This window comes from Actinoallomurus sp. NPDC052308 (assembly GCF_040679195.1).
In the GTDB taxonomy this organism is placed as follows: Bacteria; Actinomycetota; Actinomycetes; order Streptosporangiales; family Streptosporangiaceae; genus Actinoallomurus; species Actinoallomurus liliacearum.
In genome coordinates, this window is the sequence record NZ_JBFAUM010000003.1 from 393,380 (window position 1) to 406,509 (window position 13,130).

General features: G+C 72.2%; 12 protein-coding genes. 9 read left to right on the top strand and 3 right to left on the bottom strand.

The window, feature by feature from the left end; translation table 11 throughout:
* Nucleotides 1-197: 197 nt before the first annotated feature.
* Genes AB0L00_RS13210 through AB0L00_RS13225 form a run of 4 tightly spaced genes read left to right on the top strand, consistent with a single transcriptional unit; the run spans nucleotide 198 to nucleotide 1,884 of the window.
* Nucleotides 198-485 carry a YbaB/EbfC family nucleoid-associated protein gene (locus tag AB0L00_RS13210; protein WP_364432539.1) on the top strand — a complete coding sequence of 96 codons (288 nt, stop codon included), beginning with the start codon at nucleotides 198-200 and terminating at the stop codon, nucleotides 483-485.
* Nucleotides 482-868: a YbaB/EbfC family nucleoid-associated protein gene (locus tag AB0L00_RS13215; protein ID WP_364432542.1), complete on the top strand. Its 387-nt coding sequence runs from the start codon at nucleotides 482-484 to the stop codon at nucleotides 866-868. Before AB0L00_RS13210 ends, AB0L00_RS13215 begins: the two co-directional genes overlap by 4 nt.
* Before the next feature lie 12 nt (nucleotides 869-880).
* Nucleotides 881-1,195 carry a hypothetical protein gene (locus AB0L00_RS13220; protein WP_364432545.1) on the top strand — a complete coding sequence of 105 codons (315 nt, stop codon included), beginning with the start codon at nucleotides 881-883 and terminating at the stop codon, nucleotides 1,193-1,195.
* Nucleotides 1,196-1,206: 11 nt separating this feature from the next.
* The gene (locus AB0L00_RS13225; RefSeq protein ID WP_364432547.1) at nucleotides 1,207-1,884 is read left to right on the top strand and encodes a hypothetical protein; all 678 of its coding nucleotides are present in this window, start codon (nucleotides 1,207-1,209) and stop codon (nucleotides 1,882-1,884) included.
* Nucleotides 1,885-1,913: 29 nt separating this feature from the next.
* Here the strand turns inward: AB0L00_RS13225 and AB0L00_RS13230 are convergent, their stop codons facing one another.
* Nucleotides 1,914-3,011, bottom strand: a complete 1,098-nt coding sequence (locus AB0L00_RS13230) for a putative sulfate exporter family transporter (RefSeq protein WP_364432550.1) — start codon at nucleotides 3,009-3,011, stop codon at nucleotides 1,914-1,916.
* Between the two features lie 71 nt (nucleotides 3,012-3,082).
* Between AB0L00_RS13230 and AB0L00_RS13235 the strand changes: the two genes are divergently transcribed.
* The 4 genes from AB0L00_RS13235 to AB0L00_RS13250 all read left to right on the top strand — a co-directional run bounded on the left by AB0L00_RS13235 (nucleotide 3,083) and on the right by AB0L00_RS13250 (nucleotide 8,016).
* Nucleotides 3,083-3,973, top strand: coding sequence for a LysR substrate-binding domain-containing protein (locus AB0L00_RS13235; RefSeq protein WP_364432553.1), 891 nt, complete (start codon nucleotides 3,083-3,085; stop codon nucleotides 3,971-3,973).
* Between the two features lie 165 nt (nucleotides 3,974-4,138).
* Nucleotides 4,139-6,670 (top strand): sensor histidine kinase KdpD, encoded by a 2,532-nt coding sequence (locus AB0L00_RS13240; protein ID WP_364432556.1) that lies wholly within the window; start codon nucleotides 4,139-4,141, stop codon nucleotides 6,668-6,670.
* Entirely contained in the window at nucleotides 6,667-7,341 is a 675-nt protein-coding gene (locus AB0L00_RS13245) for a response regulator (RefSeq protein ID WP_364432558.1), read from the top strand. The genes AB0L00_RS13240 and AB0L00_RS13245 overlap by 4 nt, the downstream gene beginning before the upstream one ends.
* A gap of 99 nt (nucleotides 7,342-7,440) precedes the next feature.
* A complete protein-coding gene (locus AB0L00_RS13250) occupies nucleotides 7,441-8,016 on the top strand; it encodes a hypothetical protein (protein ID WP_364432561.1) in 576 nt (191 codons plus the stop codon).
* Here AB0L00_RS13250 and AB0L00_RS13255 read toward each other — a convergent pair.
* Nucleotides 7,953-9,905, bottom strand: coding sequence for a tetratricopeptide repeat protein (locus AB0L00_RS13255; protein ID WP_364432564.1), 1,953 nt, complete (start codon nucleotides 9,903-9,905; stop codon nucleotides 7,953-7,955). The genes AB0L00_RS13250 and AB0L00_RS13255 overlap by 64 nt on opposite strands.
* A 147-nt stretch (nucleotides 9,906-10,052) precedes the next feature.
* Nucleotides 10,053-10,235 (bottom strand): FxSxx-COOH cyclophane-containing RiPP peptide, encoded by a 183-nt coding sequence (fxsA, locus tag AB0L00_RS13260; RefSeq protein WP_364432567.1) that lies wholly within the window; start codon nucleotides 10,233-10,235, stop codon nucleotides 10,053-10,055.
* 356 nt (nucleotides 10,236-10,591) lie between these two features.
* Here fxsA and fxsT point away from each other — a divergent pair, with 356 nt between their 5' ends.
* Nucleotides 10,592-13,123 carry an FxSxx-COOH system tetratricopeptide repeat protein gene (fxsT, locus tag AB0L00_RS13265; protein ID WP_364432570.1) on the top strand — a complete coding sequence of 844 codons (2,532 nt, stop codon included), beginning with the start codon at nucleotides 10,592-10,594 and terminating at the stop codon, nucleotides 13,121-13,123.
* Nucleotides 13,124-13,130 lie beyond the last annotated feature (7 nt).

The following is a 13,130-nucleotide window of genomic DNA, read 5'->3' on the forward strand; positions in this document are numbered from 1 at the left end:
CGCCGAACGGTCCGGCCAAGGACCTGTCATATCACACGAGCCACTCACGGAATACACCCGGAGCTCGAGGAGTGACTTCGCGTTAAGAATTCGCTAACGCTGGACATGGCGGCGTCATGGCGGCGTCTAAAACGTTCGCCCGCTGAAAAATTGATCGTAGTCTCGGTGATCGGAACGACGTTCATTGGAGGACGATGATGGACGAGCGGATCCTCGCGCAGGCGGTCGAGGACGCGACGGCGCAGCGGTTCGCGGGGACCGACGGCCACCGAACGGTCACCGTGACCGTGAACGGGGCCGGAAAGGTGGTCGAACTGCGCGTCATCGCGCAGGACCCGCGGCGGCTGCCCGCCGGGGTCTTCGCAGGCGGCGTCATGCAGGCGTTCGCCCGCGCCCGGGAGGCCGCCGCGGAGGACGGATCGGTGGTGCGGGCCCTGCGCGAGCAGGGCGTCGACGTCGCGACGCCTCGTGGGATCACGGCATGACCCCGGACGACGCGATCACCCGGATCCTGGATCGGCTCCGTACGAGCCTGGACCAGATCACCGTGTCGGTGAACGCGCTCGGCGCGGAAGAGTCCTGCGGCGAGTCGGCCGCGGGCTCCGTGAAGGTCGTGTTCAACCCGCTCGGCGAACTCAAGCGTGTCGAGATCGATCCCTCCTTCCTGCACGGCGCAGGTCGGCGGCGTGTGGAAGAGGCGCTGCTCGAGGCGTTCCGCGAGGCCGAACGGGCGGCCGACGCGGCACGCGCGGATTTCGCGAGAGGATTGGAATTCATGGGCGTTCCGATCGGCCAGGCCCTGCAGGACGGCTCGATCGTCGAGATCCTCCCGGACCGCCGGCACATCTCCCGAATGTTCCAGGACTGAGAGAGAACGCTGATGGACGAATTGACGGTGAACACCGCGGAACTGTGCGCGTTCCACGACGAGACATTGCACGGGGCGATCACGGCGATCGAGGATGTGCGCCGGATGCTGGACGACGCCCACGTTCCCGCTGAGGCCTACACGGTCACGGAGGCGGGTCGCGTCGCCCACCGCGGACACACCGAGAATCAGCGGGCCCTGGACGGGCTGCTTCTCGACCTGCACACGCTGCTCGGCGACTCCGCGCAACGGGTCCGTCTCGTCACCGGCGATTATCGGTCGGCCGAAGACGCGGCCGTTCGAACCGTGCGACGCGTGTCGGCCTAGGAGGGCGCACGGTGCAGACCGCGGTCGACAGCGACTTCTCGCCCCTTCCACAGATCATCGAGCGGTTCGGACTGCCGAATCCGCTGGCGGTCCTCCCGGAGCTGAAGAACCGGCTGGAGACGGTCGACGTCTCCTCCGGGCACCTGACCCGCCTGCGGGACCACCTCACGCGCCTGGCCGACGACATCGAGGACTCCGCCGGAAGCCTTCGATGGCAGGGGGACGCGGCCTCGCGTTTCCACCGCAGGAACGCCGAGACGGTCACCTCACTTCGCCGGACGGCGGCGGCCGCCCAGGACACCGTTCAATGCCAGTCCTACGCAAAGATCACCATGTGGGACCTGGCCGTGTGGATCACCCTGGCGATAGCCATCCTGACGCTCATCGTGGCGGCGATCCTGGCCATCATGGTCGCCACGGCGCTCCAGTCCGGCGGGACGTCGATCGTCGTCGGGATCACCGCGATGTCCACGCACACGGCCACGGTCACCGCGGAGATCCTGGGGGCCATCGGGACGGTGTCCTGGCTGCTTTCGAGCGTCTTCGGGGAGGTCCGCGGGAAGCTTGACTCGCCGGACATCGTCTGTCCGGTCCCGGCTCCGCCGCCCGGATCCGCGCCGGCGCCCACGCCTCCCGGATCTCCGACGGGCACTCCCGCCGATCCCTCGCCGAGACGCCGCGCGGTGTGATCGCGTGCCGGAGCGGGAGCCGCCTTCCTCTAGCGAGAGGTGAGCAGGACGCCCGCGTAGGAGATCCCGGCGATCAGCGCCCAGGAGGTCAGGCCGAGCAGGAGGGCGCGGCGACCGGTCCGCATGAGCTCCCGCAGGCGCACGGCGCTGCCCAGGCCGAACAGCGCCGCCGCGAACAGCACGTCCCGCGCGGTGCTCGCGGCGGCCAGGGCGCCCGGCGGGACGCTCACCGCCGAGCGGAGCGCCATCAGGCCCAGGAACCCGAGCACGAACGCCGGCAGCAGCGCGGGCCGGCGGTGCCCGGCCGCCAGGGAAACCCGACGGGTCCGCAATGCGACTCCGGCGGCGATCGGCGCGAGCATGACGACCCGGACGAGCTTCACCGCGACCGCCGGGACGAGCGCCGCCGAACCGGCGAGGGTGGCCGTGGCGACGACCTGGCCCACGTCGTGCACGCTCGCCCCGATCCAGCGGCCCGCGTCGTACGCCGGCAGGCCGAGCAGGCGCGCGACGGGTGGCATCACGACGATGGCCAGGCTGCCGCACAGCGTGACGAGTCCGACGGCGGTCGCCGTCTCGCGCTCCGCGTCCGGGTCGCCCGGACGGGTGCCGAGCGCGCCGTCGACCGCGGCGACGGCCGACGCGCCGCAGATGGAGAAGCCGGCCGCCACGAGCAGGGAGAGACGTTCGGACAGGCCCAGCCGACGGCCCAGCCACCGTGTTCCGGCGAACGTCACCGCCAGCACGGTGACCACCATGACGATCGTGCGCGCTCCCAGCGCGAGGATGTCGCCGAACGACACCTGCAGCCCCAGGAGCACCACTCCCGCGCGCATGAATTTGGTCGCGGCGAAGCGGAGGCCCGGCCGCGCCGCCGCGGGCAGCAGTCCCAGGTTCGCGGCGAGTACGCCGATGATCAGTGCGGCGGTGAGCATCGGCACCGTCCCGGCGACGCGGTGCGCGGCGTACGACGCCGCGACGGCCAGGGCGGCGGCGATCATGCCCGGGGCGAGCGTCCGTCCGCGCCGGAACCGGGCCGGGCCGGGAGGCGGCGCGGACGACGGCGCCACGCCTTCCGTGAGGTGAGCGACGGAACGGATCGACCGGTGCGGCGTCGAGATCGGCATGATCTCCAGCATCGGTGCCGCACGACCCCTCCAATAGCAGGCATTCTTGGGGCAGGTCATAGGGTTGCCCTATGAGTACCCGGCTGCCCGACCTGGAGGCACTGCAACTGCTGGTCGCCGTCGCCGAGACCGGAAGCCTCGGCCAGGCCGCCGCCCGACAGGGGATCAGCCAGCCCTCGGCGAGCGCCCGGATGCGCACACTGGAGCGGCGGCTGGGCGTGCGGCTCCTCGTGCGTTCGACCAGCGGTTCCCGGCTGACCCCGGCCGGTTCGGTGGTCACCGACTGGGCGCGCGCCGTCCTCGTCCAGGCGAACGCGCTCGTCGAAGGCGCCGCCGCGCTGCGCTCCCGGCAGGCCGACCGCCTCCGGGTCTCGGCCAGTCTCACGATCGCCGAGCACCTCGTCCCCGGCTGGCTCGTGGCCCTACGGGAGGCCGCGCCCGGCGTCCACGTCGAATTGAACGTCGCCAACAGCACCCACGTGATCGAGCGGCTCCGGACGGGCGAGGCCGACCTGGGGTTCATCGAGGGGCGTGGCGCGCCGCGCGACCTGCACAGCCGAGCCGTCGGCCGGGACCGCCTCGTGATCGTCGTCGTCCCGGAACATCCGTGGGCCCGCAAACGCAGGCCACTGCGCCCGGTCGAACTGGCGGCCACGCCGCTGCTGCTGCGAGAGGCCGGATCGGGGACCCGCGAGACGTTCGAGGCCATGCTCGCTCCGTACGGAGGACCGGCCGAGCCGGCTCTCGAGCTCGGCGCGACCGCCCCGTTGCGCGCCGCCGCCATCGCGGGCACGGCGCCGGCCGTGCTCAGCGCCCTGGTGGTCGCCGACGAGATCGCGACCGGACGGCTCGTCGAGGTGCCCAGCGAGCTGCGGTTCGACCGGGTCCTGCGGGCGGCGTGGCCACGGGGCCGAGCACTTCCCGAGCCCGCCCTCCACCTCCTGCGCGTCGCCCGCTCCTGAGCGGCACGCCCGGCTTCGCCCGTTAGAACCGCGTTAAGGCGGTGTCGACCGCCGCGAAAGATCCGTCAAAGGCGGCGGATGCCGCCTTCTTCGGGCGTTGACTGCCTGCGTACTGATCTGTCCGTCTCGAATACCGTCATCTAGGGACACAATTCAGGAAAGGGGGTGAGGCAGATAGCGACGCGGGGCAGGCTCAAGATCTACCTCGGGGCGGCGCCCGGGGTGGGCAAGACGTACGCCATGCTCGACGAGGCGCACCGGCGGCTGGAGCGCGGCGCCGACCTCGTCGTGGGCCACGTCGAGACATACGGCCGCGCGCGCACCGCTGCGCTGCTCGACGGCCTGGAGACCGTGCCCGGCCGCGAGACCGCCCACCGCGACCGGGTGGTCACCGAGATGGACGTCGACGCGATCCTCGCGCGCCGCCCCGAAGGGGTGCTGGTCGACGAGCTGGCGCACACCAACGTCCCGGGGTCCCGCAACGAGAAGCGCTGGCAGGACGTCGAGGAGCTCCTCGAGGCGGGCATCGACGTGGTCTCCACCGTCAACGTCCAGCACCTGGAGTCGCTCACCGACGTCGTCGAGCGCATCACCGAGGTACGACCCCAAGAGACGGTTCCCGACGAGGTCGTCCGGCGCGCCGACCAGATCGAACTGGTGGACATGGCTCCGGAGTCCCTGCGTCGCCGCCTGGCCCACGGCACTCTGTACGCGCCGGACATGATCGACGCGGCGCTGGCCAGCTACTTCCGCGTCGGCAACCTCACCGCACTGCGGGAACTCGCCCTGCTCTGGCTGGCCGACCGGGTCGACGACGCGCTCGCCCGTTACCGCGACGAGAAGGGCATAACCGGCACCTGGGAGGCCCGAGAGCGGATCGTGGTCGCGCTGACCGGCGGTCCGGAGGGCGACGCGTTGATCCGCCGCGCCGCCCGGATCGCCGCCCGCGCCGGCCGTGCCGACCTCGTGGCGGTGCACGTCGCGCGGGGGAAGGGCCTCAGGGACGGGTCTCCGGAGGCGCTCGCCCGGCAGCGCGCGCTGGTGGAGAGCCTGGGCGGCTCCTACCACCAGGTCACCGGTGATGACGTGCCCAAGGCACTGCTCGAGTTCGCCCGCGCCGCGAACGCCACGCAGATCGTGCTCGGGTCGAGCCGGCGGAGCCGTTGGCAGTACGCCTTCGGCCCGGGCGTCGGCACGACCGTCGCCCGCGCGTCCGATGACGTGGACGTGCACATCGTCACCCACGACTACGCGGGCAAGGGCAGGGGACCGGCGGCCGTTCCGCCCACGTCGCTGGGGCGCGGACGACGGACGGCCGGCTGGCTGCTCGCGCTGTTCGGCCCGCCGGCGCTGACCGGTGTGCTGTCGGCGGCCGTCCGTCACCTCGGGCTTCCGACCGAGCTGCTCTTCTTCCTCGCGCTGGCCGTCGGCGTGGCGCTGGTCGGCGGGCTGTGGCCCGCGATCGTCGCCGCCGTCGCCGGGTTCCTGCTCGTCAACTGGTTCTTCACGCCCCCGGTGCACACCCTCACCGTGGCCCACCTGGAGAACGCCCTGGCACTCCTCGTGTTCGTGACCGTGGCCGTCGCCGTGTCGACCGTCGTGGACCTCGCGGCGCGGCGCAGTTCCCAGGCGGCGCGGGCGCGTTCGGAGGCGACCACGCTCAGCATGCTCGCGACGAGTGTGCTGCGCGGCGAGGACGCCCTGCCCGAGCTGCTCGAACGCGTCCGGGAGACGTTCGGGCTGTCCTCGGTGACGCTGCTCGAACGCTCCGGCGACGGTTGGGCGCCCGTGGCGTCGGCGGGTCCGGAGACCTGCGCGCGACCCGGGGACGCGGACGTCACCGTTCAGGTCAGCGACACTTTGACACTGGCGCTCGACGGCCGGGTGCTGCCGGCCGCCGACCGCCGTGTGCTCGCCGCCTTCGCCTACCAGGCGGCGGCGGCCCTGGACCGCCAGCGCCTGGCCGAGGAGGCGAAGGAGGCTCGGCGGCTCGCGGAGGGCAACCGGATCCGCACGGCGCTGCTCGCCGCCGTCTCGCACGACCTGCGGACCCCCCTCGCGTCGATCAAGGCGGGCGTGAGCAGCCTCCGCTCGCCGGACGTGCGCTGGGATCCCGAAGACGAGGCAGAGTTGCTGGCCACGATCGAGGAGTCCGCGGACCGCCTCGACGGCCTGGTCGCCAACCTGCTCGACATGAGCCGCCTGCAGACCGGCGTCGTCAACCCGCTCGCCCGCACCGTCGCTTTGGACGAGGTGATCCAGCCTGCGCTGGCGAACGTTCCGGGCGACCAGGTCAAGATCGAGGTGCCGGACGACCTGCCGCCCGTCGTGGCCGACCCCGGGCTTCTGGAGCGTTCCCTGGCCAACGTCATCGAGAACGCGGTCCGGCACGGCGGCCCCGAGCCGGTCCGGGTGACGGCGAGCGAGCACGGCGGGATGGTGGAACTGCGGGTGACCGACCGGGGGCCGGGTGTCCCCGACTCCGCCAAGAGCCGGATGTTCGAGCCCTTCCAGCGACTCGGCGACCGGCCGCGCGGCAGCGGGGTCGGGCTGGGACTCGCGGTCGCGCGCGGCTTCGCCGAGGCCGTCGGCGGCGACCTGCACGCCGAGGACACCCCCGGCGGTGGGCTGACCATGGTGTTCGCACTGCCGACCGGGGGGAGCCCTGTGGTCGGGGCAGGCAAGGGGGAAACGTGACACGAGTACTCGTCGTGGACGACGAGCCGCAGATCGTCCGCGCGCTCCGCATCAACCTGCGGGCCCGCGGGTACGAGGTCGACGCGGCGCCCGACGGCCGCACCGCTCTCGACCTGGCGGCCCGCCGCCATCCCGACGTCATCGTCCTCGACCTGGGCCTGCCGGACATGGAGGGCGCCGAGGTGATCAAAGGCCTGCGCGGCTGGACGAGCGTGCCGATCATCGTGCTGTCGGCGCGGCACGCGTCCGAGGAGAAGGTCGAGACGCTCGACGTCGGCGCGGACGACTACGTGACCAAGCCGTTCGGCATGGACGAGTTGCTGGCCCGGCTGCGCGCCGCCGTACGGCGTGCCGCCCCGCCCGAAGAGGACGCCGTCGTCGTGACCGACGACTTCACGGTCGACCTGGCCGCCAAGAAGGTCGGCCGCGACGGCGCGGACGTCCGCCTCACCCCGACCGAGTGGCACGTCCTGGAGGTGCTCGTGCGCAACGCGGGACGCCTGGTCAGCCAGCAGCAGCTGCTCCGCGAGGTCTGGGGCCCGGCGTACGAGAACGAGACCGGCTACCTGCGCGTCTACCTCGCCCAGCTCCGTCGCAAGCTGGAGCCGGACCCGTCCCGCCCCCGCCACCTGATCACCGAACCGGGCATGGGCTACCGCTTCGAACACTGACCCGGCGCGGGCGACGAACGACGCGGGCGGCTGGGGAGGAACCTCTCCTGTGTGGCATAAGGGGTCAACGGCGGGCCGGTGAGGTGTCAGACTGCCGTCATGTCCGACGGTTCCACGCTGGCCTCGTTGATCACGGCCGCGGGCACGGTCGGAGGGGTCGCGGTGACGCTCTGGGGAACCGTCCGGCGGGAGTCCGTCCAGGCCGAGCGGGACCGCAGGCGGCATGCCCTGGAGGCGCGGCAGGCCGCGTACGGCGAGCTCCTCGGACCGGCGACACAGCTCCGCGTCCAGCTCGAGCTGGCCGGTCAGCGGTCCTGGCGCGACCTCGACGTCAAGCTCGCCGCCATCGATGAGCACGTGCGCACGGTGGGACAGCGGGCCGCGCAGGTGGCGGTCCTCGCTCCGGGCGAAACGGCCGAGGCCGCCCGCGCGCTCGCCGCCGCCGCGACCGCCCTCGCGGCGTTCGCCGCCAAACACGCCGAGTTGAAGTACGACCCCGGGCCCGACAAGAGATTCCTGATCGGGGAGATCAGGGCGCCGTTCGACTTCGCCGCGTTCGACGCGAGGCTCGCGGAGATGTACCGGGCGATCGACGCCGATCTCGGCGATCGTCACCCGGCCGAGCGCGGATCGTCCGGCCGGTGGGCGAGGATACGGCGGACGACCCGCCGCTGATGCCGTGGCAGGGCGGGGTCCCGTGCGGCCTCCGCGCGCCGGGCGAGGTCCGCGGCCGAGTCACCGCCCCCGCGCAGGCCCGCGATCCGCGCGGCGCACAGCAGCACCGGGCCGCTGTCGGGGGCCTCGTCCAGGGCGGCGTCGATCTCGTGTCGCGCCGCGTCGAACCGCCCCAGCGTGGCGAGTGCGAGCGCACGAGCCGCGCGCGCGCCCGGCGGAAGGCGCCGCAGGCGGTCGAGGTCGCGCAGGGCCGCGTCGGCATCGCCGAGGTCGGCCAGGAACTCGCCCCGCGTCCGGAGGATCTCCGGTGCGTCGCCCTCGGCCGACAGGACGGCGTCCAGGACGGTGATCGCCGCCCGGGTCTGCCCGAGCTCCCACAGCGCCCGGGCGAGTTCGGCCTGCACGGTGAGGTCCGTGGGAAGGCGCTCCGCGGCGGCGTGCAGCTCTTCGAGTGCCTCCGCGCCACGCCCGTCCGCCAGCCGGATCTGGCCGATGGCGGCGAGCAGCCGGCCGACGGCGGCGCGGTCCTGGCGGGCCTCGAACAGGGAGGCGGCCGTCTGGTAGTGCGTCTCCGCCTCTTTCCGCAGCCCCCTGCCGTGCGCGACGTTGCCGAGCAGGGACTCGGCCTCCGCGCGCAGCCGCAGGTCGGACTTGGCCCCGAGGCGTACGGCGGTCACCGCCTGGCGCTCGGCCCGCGCGAACTCGCCGCTCGCCAGGGCGCGCGTCGCGGCGCGCAGCCGCTCGGCCGGCCCGGAGGCGCTCGGGCGAGTGTCGATCATCTGACCGAGCGGCGCGATCAGCCGGGGATGCTGCAGTTCGTAACGGAGCTCTCCGCCCGAGCGCTCCGACCTGATCAGGTGAAGGTCCTCGAGCGCGCGCAGCACCGCCGGGGGCATCTGCGGCGGGTTCGGGGAGGAATCCCGGTTCGTGCCGGCGAAGGTGCGCTGCATCCAGGATCGGAGGCCGCCGACCGGCACGTCGTACTGCTCGGCGACGTCGGCGAGGGCCCGCGCGACGTAGCCGGTCAGCGCGGCGTTGCCGTGCGTCTGAACCGCCTCGGCGGTGATGGCCCCGGCCTGCGGCGGCAGCGATCGCCACAGCCGCTCGCACACGATCTGCGCAAATGCGGGCTCCACGACGGGAGTTCCCGCTCGCAGATCGTCGATGAGCGCCTCGGCGGCGCCGGGGGCGAACGACCGCGCCGTCCTCCTGAGCGGCCCGCGAACGGCGTCCAGCGCGGTCCCGGCGTCGAACGGTGTCAGCCGAAGCCGGGCGGCCTCGCCGCCGCCGAGGGTGCGCTCGTACGGTTCCAGGTCTGGGAGGGACCCGTCGCGGACGGACAGCAGCAGCCGCAGGTGGCGATGTTCGTCCAGCGCCTCCGCCAGTTCGTCCGCGAAGGAGCGCCGGGCGCGCTCCCGGTCGGGCGCGTGCCGCGGCCCGGCGACGAGTTCCTCGGCCTGGTCGATGACGGCGAGGAGGGGTACCCGGCGACCGAGGACGTCGGTGCGCTGCGGCCGCCGGGTCAGGAAGTCGGTGACCGACCATCCCGCGAGGCGGCTGGCCGGCTCGGCCGGCGACCAGGACGACAGGAGCGCCAGGGTGTAGGGGTTGTGCTCGGGCAGGGCCGCCGCCGGGAAGACCGAGCCGTAGGACAGCCGCCCGGTCGGCAGGATCTCGGCCTCGGCGGAGGGCAGCAGGGGCCGCGCCCCGGCCTCGATCAACGAGGTCCGGCCGGATCCGGATGGCCCGTGCAGGACGGTCAGCCGATGCTTCCGCCACAGCTCGGCCAGCCGGTGGGACGCCGCCTCGCGGCCGAAGAATCTCGGCGCGTCGGCCGTGGTGAACGCGCGCGCTCCCACGTAGGGAGGCCCGCTCACCTGGGGCGTCATCGTCTCGATCATCATGAGGCCCGGCCGATCGGATGCGAGGGCGGTCTCACGGTGATCCCCCTGCCGTCACCGATGATCACGGAACACATCGCCCGGCGACGGCGCCTGGGCGTCGGGCAGCCGAAAGGCGTTCGCGGCGGACACGCCTCAGTCCTGGAATCCGGCGACGGCCTCGGTCCCTCGCGACTGTGCGTCGACCAGGTGCCGGAGCGCCTCGGCCAGGCACGAACCGTCGGCGGCGTCCAGATCGCCGAGGTCGAAGCCGGTGAGGTCGATCAATCCCTCGTCGGGAGCCGGATCATGACTCGGCGTCGTCGTGTCGTCGCGCATGCGGCGCTCCCTGGCCCGTCCCTGGCAGTCGCAACTGAGGCATTCCCCGAAGGCGCGCCCGCAATCCGGCTCCCGGGGTTCATGTCTCTTCCTGTCGCTTAACTCTTACACCCCGGGCGCGGGGATGTCGATCGGTTCTCACGCGACGGGGCCATGACCATTCGCTTTTTTAGGATGCCCAATATTGGCAGAATGGTGATCAACTGCGCGCTGCGTGCGCAATGGGTGTTAGGGAACGTTCACTGCAAAAGTGGACATCATCTCCGAGCTTCCGGCATTGGCCTCGTGCGTCTCGGGGTAATGAGTGTTTAGATGACCCCGTAATTCGAAGTGCACAGTGGTGGCGGAGGCGGCGCGTGGAATCCGAGAACGTGGGCAGACGGCGTACGGCCGGACGCGTGCCCCAGGTGTGGGGCAAGATCCCGCCGCGCAACAAGAACTTCACCGGTCGCCAGGGGATGCTGGACAACCTGCACAAGGGCCTGACGAACCGCGTCACCGCCGTCATCCCGCAGGCGCTGCACGGCATGGGCGGCGTCGGGAAGACCCAGGTCGTCATCGAGTACGCCCACCGCTTCCAGGCCGAATACGACCTGGTCTGGTGGATCTCCGCCGACCAGCCCGACCTGGTCCCCTCCTCGCTCGCCGGCCTCGCGCCCCGGCTCGGGCTGGAGTCGGCGCAGGCGGCGGGGATCGAGGACTCCGCGGCCGCGGTGCTGGACGCCCTCCGCCGGGGCGACCCCTACGACCGCTGGCTGCTCATCTTCGACAACGCCGGCGACCCGGAGAGCATCCTGCGGCTCGTTCCCGCGGACGGGCCCGGCCACGTGCTCGTCACCTCCCGGAACCAGGAGTGGGAGAGCGTCGTGGACACCGTCGCGGTCGACGTGTTCACCCGCAGCGAGAGCATCGAGTTCCTCAACCGCCGGGCGCCCCGGTCGATCAGCGAGACCGACGCCCGGATGCTCGCCGAGAGCCTGGGCGACCTGCCGCTCGCCCTGGAACAGGCGGGCGCGCTGCAGTCGGTCACCGGAATGGCGCCCGACGAATACCTCGACCTGCTCAGCAAACAGCCCACCGAGCTGCTCAATCAGATCCGCGCGTCCGAATACCCCGCGTCGATGACCGCCGCCTGGCAGCTGTCGGTGAGCAGGCTCGAACAGCAGCTTCCCGAGGCCATGCAACTCCTGCGGGCGTGCGCCTTCTTCGGTCCCGAGCCCATCCCGCTCGACGTCTTCCGGCGTAACACCTTCACCGGCGAGTCCGCGCTGAACCCGGTGCTGGGCAACGCCATCCGCCGGTCCCAGGCGATCCGGATGCTCGGCCGGTTCGCCCTCGTCCGGATCGACTCGGACAGCCGGACGATCCAGGTGCACCGGCTGATCCAGGCGCTGCTGCGCGAGTCCCTGCCGGCCGACGAGCAGCGGGAGTTCCGGCTGGAGGTCCAGCGGCTCCTGGCGGGCGCCGCGCCGGCCAACCCGGACAACGAGACCGACTGGCCGCGCTACGCCGAACTCGTCCCGCACGTCCGGCCGGCGCGCATCGCGGAGTCGGCCGATCCGCGGGTCCGCAGGTTCGCCACCAACATCGTGCGTTACCTGACCACCTACGGCGACCTGGCGAACGCCCGGGCCTTCGTCGAGGAGTTCCTCGAGACCTGGCAGGCCGACTCCGATCCCGACGCCCGCGAGATCATCGTGGCCAAGCGCCGCCTCGGCACGATCCTCCGCGAGCTGGGCGAGTACCGCCTGGCCTACGACCTGGTCAGGGACACCCTGGCTCAGGCGCGCCGGGTGCTCGGCCCCGAGGACGAGACCACCGTCGGCCTCATCAACGGGTTCGGCGCCGACCTCCGGGCGCGCGGTGAGTTCGCCGAGGCGTTGCGGCACGATGAGACCTCGCGGGATCTGCACCGGTCGGTGTACGGCGAGCGCGACGGCCGGACGCTCGCGACGGTGAACAACCTGGCGCTCGACTACGCCCTGTTGAGCGACTACAAGACGGCCCGCGACCTGCACGAGGCGGCGTTCAACGCGCAGAGCGAGGCCAGCACGGGCGTCAGCAAGTCGAACGTCCTGTCCTCCTGGAACGGCCTCGCCCGCGTGGTCCGGCTGTGCGGCGACTACGTCGAGGCGCGCTTCCTCGGCGAGGACGCCTACGACTTCGGGCGCCAGGAGCTCAGCGCGGAGAACCTCTGGACGCTGCGCACCGGGAAGGACCTGTCGATCGCCATGCGGCGGGCCGGGGCGTACGACGACGCCCTCGACCTCGCGCAGGACATCTTCACCAAGTGCAACCGGCAGCTGGGCGCCGACCGCCCCGACACCCTGGCCGCGGCGATGTGCCTGTCGAACATCCTGCGGACGATCGGGCGGATCGACGACGCGCTCACGCTGGCCCAGGACACCGTGGACCGCTACCCGAAGGTCTACGGCGAAGACCACCCCTACAACATGGGCTGCCTCGGCAACCTCGCGCTGCTGTACCGCGTCCGCGGCAGGGCCGAGGAAGCGCGCGCGCTGAACGAACGGGCCCTCGCCGGCCTGCACGCCCAGCTCGGCAAGGACCATCACTATCCGCTGACGGTCGCCATCAACCTCGCCAGCGACCGCCACGCGCTCGGGGAGTTCGACAGCGCCCGTGAGCTCGGCGCCGACAGCCTCGCCCGGCTGAAGACGGTCCTGGGCGAGGAGCACCCCGTGACGCTGGGCTGCGCGGCGAACCTCGTGGTCGACCTGCGCGCCGCCGGCGCCGACGAGGAGGCCGAGGCGCTCGCGGCGGCCACGATCCTCGGGTACAACCGGACCCTCGGCCCCGAGCACCCTGACACGCAGGTCGCCGCGATCGGTAACCGGCTCGACTTCGACTTCGACGCGCCGCCGATCTGAGCCGCCG

Coding starts and splice junctions, on each gene's coding strand:
- AB0L00_RS13220 (WP_364432545.1), top strand. CDS start 881: ATGGACGAATTGACGGTGAACACCGCGGAACTGTGCGCGTTCCACGAC.
- AB0L00_RS13255 (WP_364432564.1), bottom strand. CDS start 9,905: ATGACGCCCCAGGTGAGCGGGCCTCCCTACGTGGGAGCGCGCGCGTTC.
- AB0L00_RS13250 (WP_364432561.1), top strand. CDS start 7,441: ATGTCCGACGGTTCCACGCTGGCCTCGTTGATCACGGCCGCGGGCACG.
- AB0L00_RS13235 (WP_364432553.1), top strand. CDS start 3,083: ATGAGTACCCGGCTGCCCGACCTGGAGGCACTGCAACTGCTGGTCGCC.
- AB0L00_RS13210 (WP_364432539.1), top strand. CDS start 198: ATGGACGAGCGGATCCTCGCGCAGGCGGTCGAGGACGCGACGGCGCAG.
- fxsA (WP_364432567.1), bottom strand. CDS start 10,235: ATGCGCGACGACACGACGACGCCGAGTCATGATCCGGCTCCCGACGAG.
- AB0L00_RS13215 (WP_364432542.1), top strand. CDS start 482: ATGACCCCGGACGACGCGATCACCCGGATCCTGGATCGGCTCCGTACG.
- AB0L00_RS13230 (WP_364432550.1), bottom strand. CDS start 3,011: ATGCCGATCTCGACGCCGCACCGGTCGATCCGTTCCGTCGCTCACCTC.